Source organism: Sphingomonas sp. PAMC 26605 (genome assembly GCF_000241485.1).
Lineage (GTDB): Bacteria > Pseudomonadota > Alphaproteobacteria > Sphingomonadales > Sphingomonadaceae > Sphingomonas.
Genome location: NZ_JH584241.1, coordinates 2,502,445 through 2,516,838, shown reverse-complemented (window position 1 = coordinate 2,516,838; position 14,394 = coordinate 2,502,445). Strand labels below are relative to the sequence as shown.

11 protein-coding genes are annotated in these 14,394 nt (G+C 68.1%); 10 read left to right on the top strand and 1 reads right to left on the bottom strand.

Annotated elements, in window-relative coordinates:
- Positions 1-2: 2 nt before the first annotated feature.
- On the top strand, positions 3-1,211 hold the full coding sequence (locus RH90_RS11775; protein WP_010185871.1) for an MFS transporter: 1,209 nt from the start codon (positions 3-5) through the stop codon (positions 1,209-1,211).
- Between the two features lie 64 nt (positions 1,212-1,275).
- On the opposite strand, the gene RH90_RS11770 is transcribed toward RH90_RS11775, so the two are convergent.
- Positions 1,276-2,181, bottom strand: coding sequence for an SDR family oxidoreductase (locus tag RH90_RS11770; protein WP_010185870.1), 906 nt, complete (start codon positions 2,179-2,181; stop codon positions 1,276-1,278).
- A 97-nt stretch (positions 2,182-2,278) separates the two neighbouring features.
- Between RH90_RS11770 and RH90_RS11765 the strand changes: the two genes are divergently transcribed.
- From RH90_RS11765 to RH90_RS11725, 9 genes are all read left to right on the top strand, one after another.
- A complete protein-coding gene (locus RH90_RS11765; protein WP_010185869.1) occupies positions 2,279-3,130 on the top strand; it encodes a helix-turn-helix transcriptional regulator in 852 nt (283 codons plus the stop codon).
- 100 nt (positions 3,131-3,230) lie between these two features.
- Positions 3,231-4,427, top strand: a complete 1,197-nt coding sequence (locus RH90_RS11760; RefSeq protein ID WP_010185868.1) for an MFS transporter — start codon at positions 3,231-3,233, stop codon at positions 4,425-4,427.
- Positions 4,428-4,560: 133 nt separating this feature from the next.
- Positions 4,561-4,887: a hypothetical protein gene (locus RH90_RS11755; RefSeq protein ID WP_010185867.1), complete on the top strand. Its 327-nt coding sequence runs from the start codon at positions 4,561-4,563 to the stop codon at positions 4,885-4,887.
- A 165-nt stretch (positions 4,888-5,052) separates the two neighbouring features.
- A complete protein-coding gene (locus RH90_RS11750) occupies positions 5,053-8,235 on the top strand; it encodes a helicase-related protein (protein ID WP_010185866.1) in 3,183 nt (1,060 codons plus the stop codon).
- 165 nt (positions 8,236-8,400) lie between these two features.
- Complete coding sequence (paoA, locus tag RH90_RS11745) at positions 8,401-9,036, top strand: aldehyde dehydrogenase iron-sulfur subunit PaoA (protein WP_010185865.1); 636 nt, start codon at positions 8,401-8,403, stop codon at positions 9,034-9,036.
- Positions 9,033-9,983, top strand: coding sequence for an FAD binding domain-containing protein (locus tag RH90_RS11740; RefSeq protein WP_010185864.1), 951 nt, complete (start codon positions 9,033-9,035; stop codon positions 9,981-9,983). The genes paoA and RH90_RS11740 overlap by 4 nt, the downstream gene beginning before the upstream one ends.
- 5 nt (positions 9,984-9,988) lie before the next feature.
- Positions 9,989-12,193, top strand: a complete 2,205-nt coding sequence (gene paoC, locus RH90_RS11735) for an aldehyde oxidoreductase molybdenum-binding subunit PaoC (protein WP_010185863.1) — start codon at positions 9,989-9,991, stop codon at positions 12,191-12,193.
- Positions 12,194-12,300: 107 nt separating this feature from the next.
- Positions 12,301-13,323, top strand: a complete 1,023-nt coding sequence (gene moaA, locus RH90_RS11730; protein ID WP_010185862.1) for a GTP 3',8-cyclase MoaA — start codon at positions 12,301-12,303, stop codon at positions 13,321-13,323.
- A gap of 4 nt (positions 13,324-13,327) precedes the next feature.
- Entirely contained in the window at positions 13,328-14,251 is a 924-nt protein-coding gene (locus tag RH90_RS11725; RefSeq protein ID WP_010185861.1) for an XdhC family protein, read from the top strand.
- Positions 14,252-14,394: the final 143 nt, after the last annotated feature.

The window sequence follows — 14,394 nt, the reverse complement described above, 5'->3', positions numbered from 1 at the left end:
TCATGAAGTTCAACCCCGGGCTGTTGGCCCTGTCGGTCGGTGCGTTCGGCATCGGCGTCACCGAATTCGCGCCGATGGGCTTGCTGCCAGTGATCGCGAGCGATCTCCATGTCTCGATCCCGTCCGCGGGGCTGCTGATCAGCGCCTATGCGCTCGGCGTCATGATCGGCGCGCCGATCATGACGCTCACCACCGGCCGTCTGCCGCGGCGGACGCTGCTGATCGCGCTCGCCGGGATTTTCACGCTCGGCAACCTGCTCGCGGCGGTATCTGGTAGCTACGGCATGCTGATGGCGGCGCGGATCCTCACCTCGTTCAACCACGGCGCGTTCTTCGGCGTCGGCTCGATCGTCGCGGCGAGCCTCGTTCCGCCCGAGCGCCGCGCCGGCGCGGTCGCGGCGATGTTCATGGGACTGACGATCGCCAATGTCGTCGGCGTGCCGCTCGCGACCTGGGCGGGCGCGGCGCTCGGCTGGCGGTCCGCGTTCTGGGGGATCACCGCGCTCGGCATCGTCACGATGGTCGCGCTGCGGGCGACGCTGCCCGCGCTTCCGGCGCCCGAGGGCGGGAACGCGATGGCCGAACTGCGCGTGCTGCGGCGCGGCGTGGTGCTCGGCGCGCTTGGGCTGACGGTCGTCGGGGCGAGCGCGATGTTCACGGTCTTCACCTACATCACGCCGATCCTGCGCGACACGACGCATGCCTCGCTCGGCTTCATCACCGCGATGCTCGTCACCTATGGCGTCGGGCTGACGGTCGGCAACTGGCTCGGCGGGCGCTTTGCCGATCGCTCGGTCGACCGGACGCTGATCGTCACGTTGCTCGCGCTGACGCTGATCCTGATCGCCTTCGCGCTGCTGATGCCGTTCAAGGCGCCCGCCGCGATCCTGATCTTCGTGTGGGGCGTCGCGAGCTTCGCCCTTGTCCCGCCATTGCAGGTCCGCGTCATGCATGCCGCGGCCGACGCGCCCAACCTCGCCTCGGCGGTCAATATCGGCGCGTTCAATCTCGGCAATGCGATCGGTGCCGCGCTCGGCGGCGGGGTGATCGCGCTCGGGCTCGGCTATCCTGCGGTGGCGCTTGCCGGGGCCGCATCATCGGCGCTCGGGCTGGTCGCGGTGGTCGTCAGCGTCCGGCGCCGCCAGGCGACGGACGCGGCGAAGTCGCCGGCGGCCGCAACCGTTCGCGACGGTGGCTTCCAGCGGGGCTGAGGCGATCCGGTTCGCATGAGCCTGCTCGAGTGCCTCGCGCCCGTCACGCTGGGTTTCGGACAGGCTATGCGGTTGCGAGCGGCGGGGCATAGTCCATCGCTTGCAGGTCAGCGATGAGCCCCGGCCCGGTCGGCATCCAGTCGAGCTGCGCGCGTGTCCAGGCGCTCGACGCACGCAGATCCATGCTGGCGAACCTTGCAAACCAGCCGAAATGGGCGGGCGCCTGTTCGGGGCTGAGCGAAACGGTCGGGAGGCCGAGGCCCGTCGCGACCATTTCGGCGATCGCGCGCGCGCTGACGCCTTCCTCGGCAACCGCGTGATAACGCGCCCCGCGCGTGCCGCGCTCGAGCGCGAGACGGTACAGCCTCGCCACATCGCCGACAGGCGCCGCGGACCAGCGATTGGCGCCCTCGCCGACATAGGCCACGCTGCCCTGCTCGCGGGCGAGCGCGATATAGGGCGTGATCAGCCCCTGCTTGACGGTGTCATGGACTTGCGGGAGCCGGACCACGCGGACGTCGACGCCATCGGCGAGCAGCGTCTGCGCGAGCGCTTCAGAGGCGACACGCGGATTGGGATGCCGGTCGTTGAACACGTCTTCGCGCGCGGGTTCGCCATCCCCGGGATCGCCGATCCCGACCCCGGAGGTGATCAGCAGCGGCCGATCGGACCCCGCGAGCGCCTCGCCCAGCGCGGCGATCGCGTGGCGGTCCTTCTCGCAATTGGCGACGAAATTGGAGAAATCATGGTCGAACGCGGTGTGGATCACCGCGTCGGCCTGTGCCGCTCCGGCGCTCAGGCTGGCGGGATCCTCGAGCGTCCCGCGATGCACCGCGACACCCGCGGCTTCGAGCGTCCGCGCACCTTCGTCCGATCGCGTCAGCCCTAGGACCTGATGCCCGCCCGCAAGCAGTTCGGGGATGATGTGGGAGCCGATGAAGCCGGTCGCGCCGGTAAGAAAAACGCGCATGAGTCAATCTCCGTTGATCGATATCGCCATTTCCGCCGACCCGGCTTTCTGGTAAAGTAGGGATCGTATCATGGTATAACGGGTAACAGGACATCCTATGGCTTCCGACCCGAGCAACCCGCTTGGAACCTTTCTCCGCGACCGTCGGACGCGGATGGATGCCGCGAGCTTCGGCTTCAGCGGTGGCCGGCGGCGCACGCCGGGCTTGCGCCGCGAAGAAGTCGCGCAGCGCGCGAACATCAGCCCCACCTGGTACACCTGGCTCGAACAGGGGCGCGGCGGCGCTCCGTCGGCGGACGTGCTCGATCGCCTTGCCGCCGGTTTGATGCTGACCGAGCCCGAACGCGAGCATCTGTTCGTGCTCGGGCTCGGGCGGCCGCCCGAAGCGCGCTATACCGGCTCGGACGAAGTGACCCCGCGGCTGCAACGCGTGCTCGACGCCTGGCCCTTGAGCCCGGCGATCATCAAGACCGCGACGTGGGACGTGGTCGCATGGAACGCAGCGGCGGCGGCGGTGCTGACCGACTATGGCAAGCTTCCGCGCGACCAGCGCAATATCCTTCGTATGATGTTCTCGGACTCGCGGATCAAGGCGGCGCAGGAGGATTGGGCGCAGGTCGCGCGCTATGTCGTTGGCGCCTTTCGAGCGGATGCGACGCGCGCCGGCGCGGCGGCGGAAATTTCCGACCTCGTCGATGAACTGTCGCAACGCAGCCCCGAATTCGCGGCTCTGTGGAAAAGCAATGAAGTCGCCGGCCATGCCGATGGGGTCAAGCGGCTGCACCATCCCGAGGTCGGCCTGCTCGAGCTCGAATTCTCCGCCTTTGCGGTCGACGGGCGACCCGAGCTCGGCATGATCGTCTACAACCCCGCCACCGCGGCGACCGAGCGCAGCGTAAGGGCGCTGCTCGCGGCGGCGACTGCTACGCCCGATCTCGCGATCGCGTGACGCGGGCCGCGCCAGGGTGCGCCCTTCGACCGGAACGGGTGGCCTCGCGCCTCGGTTGCGACTAGGCGGCGGCATGCTCGACAAACCTGCCCCAACGACGATGCAACCGCGCGAGTTCGTTGCCTTCGTCGCCGCGCTGATGGCGGTCAACGCGCTCGGCGTCGATCTGATGCTGCCCGCGCTTGCCGATATCGGCCACCGCCTCGCGATCGCGACCGCGAACCAGCGGCAGTGGATCATCACGATCTACATGCTCGGCTTCGGTTCGGGACAACTCGTCTACGGGCCCCTCGCCGATCGCTACGGACGCAGGCCGATCCTGCTCACCTCGCTCGCCGGGTTCGTCGCTGCGAGCATCTTCGCCGGTGGATCGACGACCTTCGCGGCGTTGCTGGGCGCGCGCTTCCTGCAAGGACTGATGTCGGCCTCGACGCGCGTTCTCGCGGTAGCGATCGTGCGCGATCGATTCTCGGGGCGGCAGATGGCGCGGACGCTGTCGGTCGCGCAGATGATCTTCTTCCTCGTCCCGATCCTCGCGCCGAGCATCGGGCAGGTGCTGCTCGGCTTCGGGCCGTGGCGCTTCATCTTCTACGCGCTCGCTGCCTTCGCCGCGTTCGTGCTGAGCTGGACCTTCTTCCGGCTCGGCGAATCACTCGCCGTTTCGCGGCGCTCCCCCTTGTCGCTCGCAGCGCTCGGCCAAGCCTATCGGCTGACGCTGACCAACCGCTATTCCGCCGGCTATGCGGTGGCCGCCTCGATGACCTTCGGCGCGATCATCGCCTTCGTTTCCTCGGCGCAGCAGATCTTCGTCGAGGAATTCCATACCGGCGATCGCTTCACGATCCTGTTTGCGATCTGCGCCTTCTTCATGGGCTGCGCGGCCTTCGCCAACAGCCGGCTGGTCGAACGCCTCGGCACGCGGTTGATCTCGCAGAGCGCATTGCTCGCGTTGATCGCGCTGTCGGCGCTGCACATCGCGGTGATCGCGCTCGGCGCGGAGTCGCTCGCCACCTATATGGTCTTCCAGGCGCTGAGCATGACCTGCATCGGGCTGTGCGGATCGAACTTCGGCGCGATGGCGATGGAGCCGGTCGGACATATTGCGGGAACCGCCTCGTCGATCCAGGGCTTCATCACCAGCGTCGGCGCGGTGGTGGTCGGGTCGCTGATCGGGCAGTCGTATAACGGCACGACCTATCCGCTCGCGATCGGCTATCTCACGATCGGGCTCGTCGTGCTCGCGATCGTCTATTGGGTCGAGGGCGGTCGGCTGTTCCACGCGCACCACACGCGCTGATGTGCGGGACCGATCGGCGTCGTGCTGCGTCAGGCCGACAGCGATGGCCTTGCGATTACCGCAAAAGAGCAGAGGATGGCCGGTATAAGCACACGGGCGGCGCACGGCATGACCCGGAGCGAGGAGTATCGAGATGGATTCGAGAGCCGGCAAGGAAGTCCACGACCTGATCAATTTCGTCGGATTGCGCGCGCAGGCGACGGCGGTCGGCCTGATCCAGCTCACCACTGAACTGGTACAGGCCGGCGTTCTCCAGGACGACGCGGTGACGCGGATCAAGGCCGCGATCGCCGACGAGCTCGAACTGTCGCGCCCCTCGACGGTGTCGAAGGCCGAGTTCGATCGCACCACACGGCGCCGGCTCGACCGGCTATTCTCCGGCGACGAGAAACTCACACCCTCGCCAAGCTCTGGCGAGGGGACGGGCACGGCGCTGCGCCAAACCCAACGTTCGTCCTGATCGAAGTCAATCTCCTGACAAATCGTCGCTTTCTGCGGGACCGAAAGCGCTTGTCCGCCCGTTAGGACGCTCCTGACGCTGGGAGAAACTGACGCGATGATATGCCGAGCATGAGCGGAACCGAAAGCGCGGCGATCGTCGCGAACTCTGTACTGGGGCCGCGCGATGCTGCTCGCTGACGCCAATCCGCCTGCGGGAACCACTCACGCCACGAAGCGCGACGCCGCCGTCGGGATCGTCGCGACCAAGCTCGCGGAGGCCGCAGTCGGCCACGACATCCTTTATATCGCGACTGACGAGCAACGCGCCGAGGCCGTCGCGGCGGCGCTGGCGTGCGCGGCTCCCGAAATGGTCGTGGTGCACAGCCCGTCGAGCGACGCCTTGCCCGGCGATACCGCGCCCGCTTCGCCGACCAATGTCGGTCGCCGGATCGCGGCGCTGCGCCGCCTGCGTCTGGCGTTGGCCGATCAACAGCGCGTCGCCTTCATTACCACCGCCGAAGCCGCCGCCGCGGCCTATCCGCGCCCGGCCGCGTTTGACGACGCGCCCCCGACGCTGGCCGTCGGCGACAGCATCGACATGACAGCGCTCGCCGCGATGCTCGGCGAGATCGGCTATACCACCGACGACCGGGTCGATGAACCCGGCGAGATGGCGATGCGCGGTCAGGTGGTCGATCTGTTCCCGGCCGATGCCGTGGCGCCGGTGCGGATCGAGGTCTTCAATGCGGTGATCAGCGCGATCCGGCTCTACGATCCCGTCTCGCAGCTCGGCACCGAACCGATCGGGACGATCCAGATCGGTCGCGTGTCCGAGCCACCGCTCGGTGCGGACTGGGTATCGCTGTTCGACCATGCCCCAGAAGCGCGCATCGCGATCGACCCCGAGGGCATTGCGCGCCGCGATCGCTATGTCGGCCTCGCTTTGACGGCCACCAAGGCGCGCGGGATCGATACCCCGCCGATCGTCGACCGCAAGCGTTGGAACACGGCGCTCAAGGGGCGTGACACGATCGACCTTGCGCAGGGCGAGGAACAGCCCGTCCCGCGCTTCGTCGAACGCAAGGCACCGGCCCGGGCGTTCGCGCGCTTCGCCAAGGCGGCGCTCGAACAAGGCGACCGGCTCGTCTTGCTCGGCGCAGCGCGCGACATCCGCTTCCTCGCCCCGCGGCTCGCCAAGGCGCAGGGCATCGCCTTCACCAAACTCCAGCAATGGACCGACGTCGCGACGCTCGAACCCGGCAGCGCGGCGATGCTCGACATGGCAATCGATCATGGCTGGCAGGCGCCGGGTCTGAGCGTGATCGCCGCCGCCGATCTGCTCGGCAGCCGCGTTCAGGCGACGCATGCGGCGAGCGATGCCACGACCACCTTGCTCGGCGACATGGGCGATATCCGCATCGGGGACCTGGTCGTTCACGAGGATTTCGGCATCGGGCTTGTCGCCGGGATCGAACCCGTCGGCGTCGAGGACGATGCCGGCGACGCGATCGTGCTCGAATTTGCCAAGGACGGCCGGCGGCTGGTCCCGGTCGCCGATGCCGACCGGATCTGGCGCTATGGCGCCGACCGCGACGCGGTTGCGCTCGACACGCTCGACGGGTCGAGTTGGCAGAAGCGCCGCGGCGCGATCGACGCGGCGGTCGCCGAAAGCGCACGCGGTCTGACCGCGCTCGCCAAGGAACGCGAAGCCCGCACCGCCGTCGTCCTCGAGCCCGACGTCGACGCGTATGAGCGCTTCGCCGCCGCGTTCGCCTTTACCGAGACCCCCGACCAGGCGCGCGCGATCGCCGCGACGCGCGCCGATCTCGCCGCGGGCAAGCCGATGGACCGGCTCGTCGTCGGCGATGTCGGCTATGGCAAGACCGAAGTCGCGCTGCGCGCCGCCGCGATCGCTGCGCTCGCGGGCAAGCAGGTCGTGATCGCCGCGCCGACGACGGTGCTGGTGCGCCAGCATCTCGAGCTGTTCGCCAAGCGTTTCGCCGCCACCGGTCTAGCGGTGGCTGGCCTGTCGCGGCTGTCGAGCCCGGCGGAGAAAAAGACGGTCAAGGCCGGCCTCGCCGACGGCTCGATCGCGATCGTGATCGGCACCGGCGCGGTGGCGGCCAAGGGCGTCGCGTATCGCGACCTCGGCCTCGTCGTGATCGACGAGGAGCAGCGCTTCGGCGCGGCCGACAAGGCGAAACTGCGTGGCCTCAACCCTGACGGGCACGTCCTGACGCTAACCGCGACGCCGATCCCGCGCACCTTGCAGAGCGCGCTGATCGGGCTGCAGCAAGTGTCGGTGATTGCCACCCCGCCCGCGCGGCGCCAGCCGATCCGCACCAGCATCGGCACCTTCGATCCGGTGACCCTGCGCACCGCGCTGCTGCGCGAACGCGAGCGTGGCGGGCAGAGCTTCGTCGTCGTCTCGCGGATCGAGGACATCGCACCGATGCAGGAACGTCTCGCCACGCTCGTGCCCGATCTCACGATCCGCCAAGCGCATGGCAAGATGGCCGCCGCCGAGATCGACAGCGCGATGGTCGGCTTCGCGAGTGGCGACGGCGACGTCTTGCTCGCCACCAATATCGTCGAGGCCGGGCTCGACGTGCCGCGCGCCAACACGATGATCGTATGGCGCGCCGATCGCTTCGGCCTGTCACAGCTCCATCAGTTGCGCGGTCGCGTCGGACGCGGCGGGCGGCGCGGTCAGATTTTGCTGCTCACCGACCCTGACACCAAGGTCGCCGAGGCGACGCTCAAGCGGCTGCGCACGCTCGAGGCGCTCGACACGCTCGGCGCCGGTTTTGCGATCAGCGCGCGCGATCTCGACATGCGCGGCGCGGGCGATCTGCTCGGCGATGCCCAGGCCGGGCACATGAAGCTGATCGGGGTCGATCTGTACCACTATCTGCTCGAATCCGCCCTGCGCACCGCGCGCGGCGAGCATGTCGAACGCTGGACGCCCGAACTCCATCTCGGCATCGCCGGCAGTCTTCCGATCGAGTGGATCCCCGAGGACGACGTCCGCGTCGCGCTTTACGGCCGGCTGTCGCGGCTCGACACCATGCCTGCGCTCGACGCGTTCGAGGCCGAGCTCGAGGATCGCTTCGGCAGCTTGCCGCCGCAGGCACGCGCCTTGATCACGGTCGCAAGGCTGCGTGTACTGGCGTTCGGCGCACGGATCGCGCGGATCGACGCCGGGCCCGCGGCGATCGCGCTGACCCCCCGCCCCGATTTTGCCGGCGATACGACGGGGCTCGAGCAGAAGGCCGACCGCTTGTTGCTACGCGCGGCGCACGAGGACGCGATTGAACGTCTGGGCGTGATCGAAACGCTGCTCGAAGGATTGGCCACCGAGGCCTGACATCGCTTCGAATACCCCCCGTCGCGGTCTCGCCGCCTATTCCTTCTTACGGCGTGAACCAAAGGCCGCGGTTGAGGGTTCGGTTGCGACGGATTATAGCTTGGCGCGTGAGTTCGGCGCGGACGGGGCGCTGGCCGGATGGCCATTTCAAACAGAGGACGTTCGGTGGATATCAAGAGCGAGACAGCGGTGTCGCGGCGCGGCGTTCTGGTGGGTGGGGCGATGACGGCAGGCCTTGCCGCGATCCCGGCAGCAGCGGCGCCGGCACCGGCACAACAGGAGCAGCCGATGACGATGCCCGTCACCCTCACCGTCAACGGCAAGAAGCAGACGCTCGAGGTCGATACGCGGACGACGCTGCTCGACACGTTGCGAGAGCATCTGCACCTGACCGGCACCAAGAAGGGCTGCGACCACGGTCAGTGCGGCGCCTGCACCGTCATCGTCGACGGCAAGCGGATCAATTCGTGCCTCAGCCTCGCCGTGATGCACCAGGGCGACAAGATCACGACGATCGAGGGGCTCGGCACGCCCGAGCATCTCCACCCGATGCAGGCCGCCTTCGTCAAGCATGACGGCTATCAGTGCGGGTATTGCACTCCCGGGCAAATCTGCTCGGCGGTGGCGGTCCTCGCCGAGATCAAGGCCGGCACGCCGAGCCATGTCACCGCCAGCCTGACCGACGCGCCGCGCGCTACCAACGCCGAGATGCGCGAGCGGATGAGCGGCAACATCTGCCGGTGCGGCGCCTATTCGAACATTCTCGACGCGATGAGCGAAGTTGCGGGGACCAACGCATGAAGCCGTTCACCTATGCGCGAGCGACGTCGCACGCCGAAGCGGCGGCCGCGGTCGCGCGCACGCCGAACGCGAAGTTCATCGCGGGCGGCACCAACCTGCTCGACCTGATGAAGCTGCAGATCGAGACCCCGGCGCATCTGATCGACGTGCAGGACCTCAAGCTCGACCGGATCGAAGAGACCAAGGACGGCGGCCTGCGCATCGGCGCGTTCGTCAGCAATTCGGATCTTGCCTCCGACGCCCGCGTGCGCCGCGATTACGGCGTGCTCAGCCGCGCGATCGTCGCGGGGGCGAGCGGCCAGCTGCGCAACAAGGCGACCACTGCGGGCAATCTGCTCCAGCGCACGCGCTGTCCGTATTTCTATGATTCCAACCAGGCGTGCAACAAGCGCAAGCCCGGCTCGGGCTGTGCCGCGATCGGCGGGTATAGCCGCCAGCTCGGCATCATCGGCACCAGCGACGCGTGCATCGCCACCTATCCCGGCGACATGGCGGTGGCGATGCGGCTGCTCGACGCGACCGTCGAGACCGTCCGCCCCGATGGCAGCGCGCGCGCGATCCCGATCGCCGATTTCCACAAGCTGCCCGGCAGCACGCCGCAGATCGAAACCGCGCTGGTGCCCGGCGAACTGATCACCGCGGTCACGTTGCCCAAGCCGATCGGCGGGACGCACATCTATCACAAGGTGCGCGACCGCGCGTCCTACGCCTTCGCGCTCGTTTCGGTCGCCGCGATCGTCCAGCGCGACGGCTCGGGCCGCGTCGCGGTGGGCGGGATCGCACCCAAGCCGTGGCGCGTCGAGGCGGCCGAGGCGGCGCTGCCGCAAGGCGCCGCGGCGGTGACGCCGAAGCTGCTCGCCGGCGCCAAGCCGACGCACGACAATGCCTTCAAGGTCACGCTGGTCGAGCGCACGCTCGCCGCGGCCCTGATCGAAGCGAAGGGCTGAACGCGATGAAGTTCGACACACCCGCCGGCCAGAACCCGATCGATCAGCTCAAGCATGTCGGCAAGCCGATCGATCGCATCGACGGCAAGTTCAAGACCACCGGCACCGCGCCCTACGCCTATGAGCGCCACGATGTCGTCACCAATCCGGCCTACGGCTATCTCGTTGGCGCAGGCATCGCCAAGGGGAGGATCAGCCGGATCGACATGGCCGCCGCCAAGGCCGCGCCCGGCGTGCTGACGATCGTCACCGCCGAGAGCGCCGGCGCGCTCGGCAAGGGCAATTTCAACACCGCCAAACTGCTCGGCGGGCCCGAGATCGATCATTACCATCAGGCGGTCGCGCTCGTCGTCGCCGAGACGTTCGAGCAGGCGCGCGCCGCCGCCGCGCTGATCGTGATCGATTACGCACGGACCAAGGGCCGCTTCGATCTGTCGGAAGAGCTCAAGACCGCGCCCTACCATGGCGACAAGGGCAAGCCCCCCGTCACCAAGATCGGTGACTTCGACGCAGCGTTCGGCGCCGCGCCGGTCAAGCTCGACGCAACCTACACCACGCCCGATCACAGCCACGCGATGATGGAGCCGCACGCCACCACTGCGAAGTGGGACGGCGACAAGGTCACGCTGTGGACCTCGAACCAGATGATCGCCTGGAGCAAGGGCGACGTCGCCAAGACGCTCGGTATCCCGAAGGAGAATGTCCGGCTGGTCTCGCCCTATGTCGGCGGTGGCTTCGGCGGCAAGCTGTTCATCCGCGCCGATGTCATCCTTGCGGCACTTGGCGCAAAGGCCGCCGGTCGCCCGGTCAAGGTCACGCTCACGCGCCCGATGATGTTCAACAACACGACGCACCGCCCTGCGACGATCCAGCGGATCCGCCTTGGCGCCGGGCGCGACGGCAAGATTACCGCGATCGCGCATGAGAGCGGATCGGGCGATCTGCCCGGCGGTGGCCCCGAGACCGCGGTCAGCCAGACGCGCTTGCTCTACGCTGGCGCCAACCGTCTGACCTCGATGAAGCTCGCCGTGCTCGATCTGCCCGAGGGCAATGCGATGCGCGCGCCGGGCGAAGCGCCTGGGCTGATGGCGCTCGAGATCGCGATGGACGAGATGGCCGAGAAGCTCGGCATGGATCCGATCGCCTTCCGCGTCGCCAACGACACGCAGGTCGATCCCGAAAAGCCCGAGCGCCGCTTCTCGCAGCGCCAGCTCGTGCAATGCCTCGAACAGGGCGCCGAGCGCTTCGGCTGGAAGCAGCGCAGCGCCAAGCCCGGGCAAGTGCGCGACGGCCAATGGCTTGTCGGCATGGGCATGGCAGCGGGCTTCCGCAACAGCATGGCGATGAAGTCGGCGGCGCGGGTCGCGCTCGACAAGAAGGGTATCGTCACCGTCTCGACCGACATGACCGATATCGGCACCGGTACCTACACGATCATCGCGCAGACCGCGGCCGAGATGATGGGGGTCGATGTCGACAAGGTCGTCGTCCAGCTCGGTGATTCCGATCACCCGGTGTCGGCCGGATCGGGCGGGCAATGGGGCGCCAACAATGCAACCGCGGGCGTCTATGCCGCGTGCGTCAAGCTGCGCGAGGCGATCGCGCAGAAGCTCGGCTTCAATTCGGCCGATGTCAGCTTCGAAGGCGGCAAGGTGCGCTCGGGCAATCGCTCGGTGGCGCTCACCGAAGCCGCGGGCGATGCCGGTCTCGTCGCCGAGGACGCGATCGAATATGGCGATCTGGGCAAGACGTACCAGCAATCGACCTTCGCCGGCCATTTCGTCGAGGCGGCAGTCCATAGCCTGACCGGCGAGGTGCGAATCCGCCGGATGCTCGCGGTGTGCGCGGCGGGGCGCATCCTCAACCCAAAATCGGCGCGCAGCCAGGTGATCGGCGCGATGACGATGGGTGCGGGCGCGGCACTGATGGAGGAACTCGCGGTCGACACGCGCTTCGGTTTCTTCGTCAACCACGACCTCGCCACATATGAAGTGCCGGTCCATGCCGACATCCCGCATCAGGAGGTGATCTTCCTCGACGAGGTCGATCCGACCTCCTCGCCGATGAAGGCCAAGGGTGTCGGCGAGCTCGGCCTGTGCGGCGTCGGAGCGGCGATCGCCAATGCGATTTACAATGCGAGCGGGGTTCGCGTGCGCGAATATCCCGTTACCCTCGACAAGCATCTCGCGCATCTGCCGCCGGTCGCGTGAGGCATCGCGGCGCCGGTGGCATGGCATTCGTGTCGCCGGTGCCCTAAATAGGGTAGACCCATCGCGTATCGCCCCGTTCGCCGTCCTTTGTGAGTTGCCGTTTTCCGATGTCGAACCTCCGCCCCGACACTGTCCCCCGCCCGCTCACCGACAGCTTCGGTCGCCGGATCACCTATCTGCGGCTGTCGGTGACCGACCGCTGCGATCTGCGCTGTCGCTATTGCATGAGCGAGGCGATGACTTTCCTGCCGCGCAAGGAAGTGCTGACGATCGAGGAAATGGGCGCGGTCGCCGATGCCTTCATCTTGCGCGGCGTGCGCAAGATCCGGCTGACCGGTGGTGAGCCGCTGGTGCGGCGCGGCGTCGATGATCTCGCGCGGCATATCGGCCAGCATATCAAGACCGGCGCGCTCGACGAGATGACGCTGACCACCAATGCGACGCGGCTGTCGCAGCATGCCGAGACGCTGTTCGCGGCGGGCGTGCGGCGCGTCAATGTCAGCCTCGACAGCCTCGACCGGGAGAATTTCCGCCACATCACGCGGACGGGCAATCTCGACGAGGTGCTCGACGGCATCGCCGCAGGCAAGGCGGCGGGCCTGTCGATCAAGATCAACATGGTCGCGCTGAAAGGCGCGAACGAGGACGAGATCGAGCCGATGATCCGCTGGTGCGGCACGCATGGTTTCGACCTGACACTGATCGAGACGATGCCGCTCGGCGTGGTCGATGAGGATCGCACCGATCGCTATCTCCCGCTCGACGTCGTCCGTCAGCGGCTCGAGCAACGCTTTACGCTCGAGCGCGACGATCACCGTACCGGCGGCCCGGCGCGCTACGTCCGCGTCCGCGAGACCGGGACCCGGCTCGGGCTCATCACGCCGCTGACCAACAATTTCTGCGAAGGCTGCAACCGCGTTCGGCTGACCGCGTCGGGGCGGCTCTATATGTGCCTCGGCCATGACGACAAGATGGACCTGAAGCAGGTACTGCGCGAGGGCGGCCCGGCCGCGCTCGACGCCGCGATCGACGCCGCGCTGCTCACCAAGCCGTTGCGCCATGCCTTCGAGATTGTCGATCGTAACGCCGCGCCAGCCGTCGGGCGGCACATGAGCGTGACCGGGGGCTGAGGCGATGGCGGACAACGAGACGGCACTCGCGGCCTTCGCGGCCTGGCGCGGGGCGCCGATGGCGATCGCGACGGTCATTTCGACCTGGGGTTCGGCGCCGCGTCCGCGCGGCAGCCATATGCTCGTCCATGCCGATGGCCGGCTGGAAGGCTCGGTGTCGGGCGGATGCGTCGAGGGCGATGTCCTTACCCTCGCCGCCGAGGTGCTGGCGAGCGGTAAGCCCGAGCGCCGCAAATACGGCGTCGCCGACGGCTCGGCGTGGGAAGTCGGGCTGCCCTGCGGGGGGACGATCGAAGTGCTCGTTCAGCCCGTTTCCGGCGCCGGCTTCCCGCCGGCGGTGTTCGATGCGATCGAGCATGCGCAAGGCTCGGGGCGGGGCGTGACGGTCTATACCGACCTCGATACCGGTCGCAGCAGCCTCGAGCCGCTCGGCGGCGACGGCGCTTTCGCCAACACCTACGCCGCGCCACGCCAGGTGCTGATCGTCGGCGCGGTGCAGATCGCGCAGGCGCTGGCGCAGATCGCCACGACGCTCGGCATCAAGGCGACGGTGATCGATCCGCGCACGCGCTTCCTGACGGAAGAACGCTTCCCCGGCGTGACGCTCGACGATCGCTGGCCCGACGAAGCGGTCGCGGCGTACAATCCGGGGCCATCGACCGCGGTGATCATGCTGAGTCACGATCCGAAGATCGACGACCCGGCGCTGATCGCGGCGCTGTCGGCCGAGACCGGGTATATCGCGGCGTTAGGCTCGCGCCGCAGCCACGCCGCGCGGCTTGAGCGTTTGGCAGCGGCGGGCTTCGGGCAGGAAGACCTCGCGCGGATCGACGGACCGGCCGGGATCGACATCAACGCGATCGGCGCAAGCGAGATCGCGCTGTCGGTCGCCGCAGGAATGGTCAAGGCGCTGCACGACCGCGGGTAGTGAGGCTGGGTGTGCGCGTGTCGGGGCGCTTCTCGAGGCGCTCCTACACGCAGATACGATCGGTATAGGACGCGCCCCCGCCCCTAACCCCCATCCGTCACCCCGGGCTTATCCCGGGGTCCACCGGGCCGCAGGTGCTGCCG

Coding starts and splice junctions, on each gene's coding strand:
- RH90_RS11775 (WP_010185871.1), top strand. CDS start 3: ATGAAGTTCAACCCCGGGCTGTTGGCCCTGTCGGTCGGTGCGTTCGGC.
- RH90_RS11770 (WP_010185870.1), bottom strand. CDS start 2,181: ATGCGCGTTTTTCTTACCGGCGCGACCGGCTTCATCGGCTCCCACATC.
- RH90_RS11765 (WP_010185869.1), top strand. CDS start 2,279: ATGGCTTCCGACCCGAGCAACCCGCTTGGAACCTTTCTCCGCGACCGT.
- RH90_RS11760 (WP_010185868.1), top strand. CDS start 3,231: ATGCAACCGCGCGAGTTCGTTGCCTTCGTCGCCGCGCTGATGGCGGTC.
- RH90_RS11755 (WP_010185867.1), top strand. CDS start 4,561: ATGGATTCGAGAGCCGGCAAGGAAGTCCACGACCTGATCAATTTCGTC.
- RH90_RS11750 (WP_010185866.1), top strand. CDS start 5,053: ATGCTGCTCGCTGACGCCAATCCGCCTGCGGGAACCACTCACGCCACG.
- RH90_RS11740 (WP_010185864.1), top strand. CDS start 9,033: ATGAAGCCGTTCACCTATGCGCGAGCGACGTCGCACGCCGAAGCGGCG.
- paoC (WP_010185863.1), top strand. CDS start 9,989: ATGAAGTTCGACACACCCGCCGGCCAGAACCCGATCGATCAGCTCAAG.
- moaA (WP_010185862.1), top strand. CDS start 12,301: ATGTCGAACCTCCGCCCCGACACTGTCCCCCGCCCGCTCACCGACAGC.
- RH90_RS11725 (WP_010185861.1), top strand. CDS start 13,328: ATGGCGGACAACGAGACGGCACTCGCGGCCTTCGCGGCCTGGCGCGGG.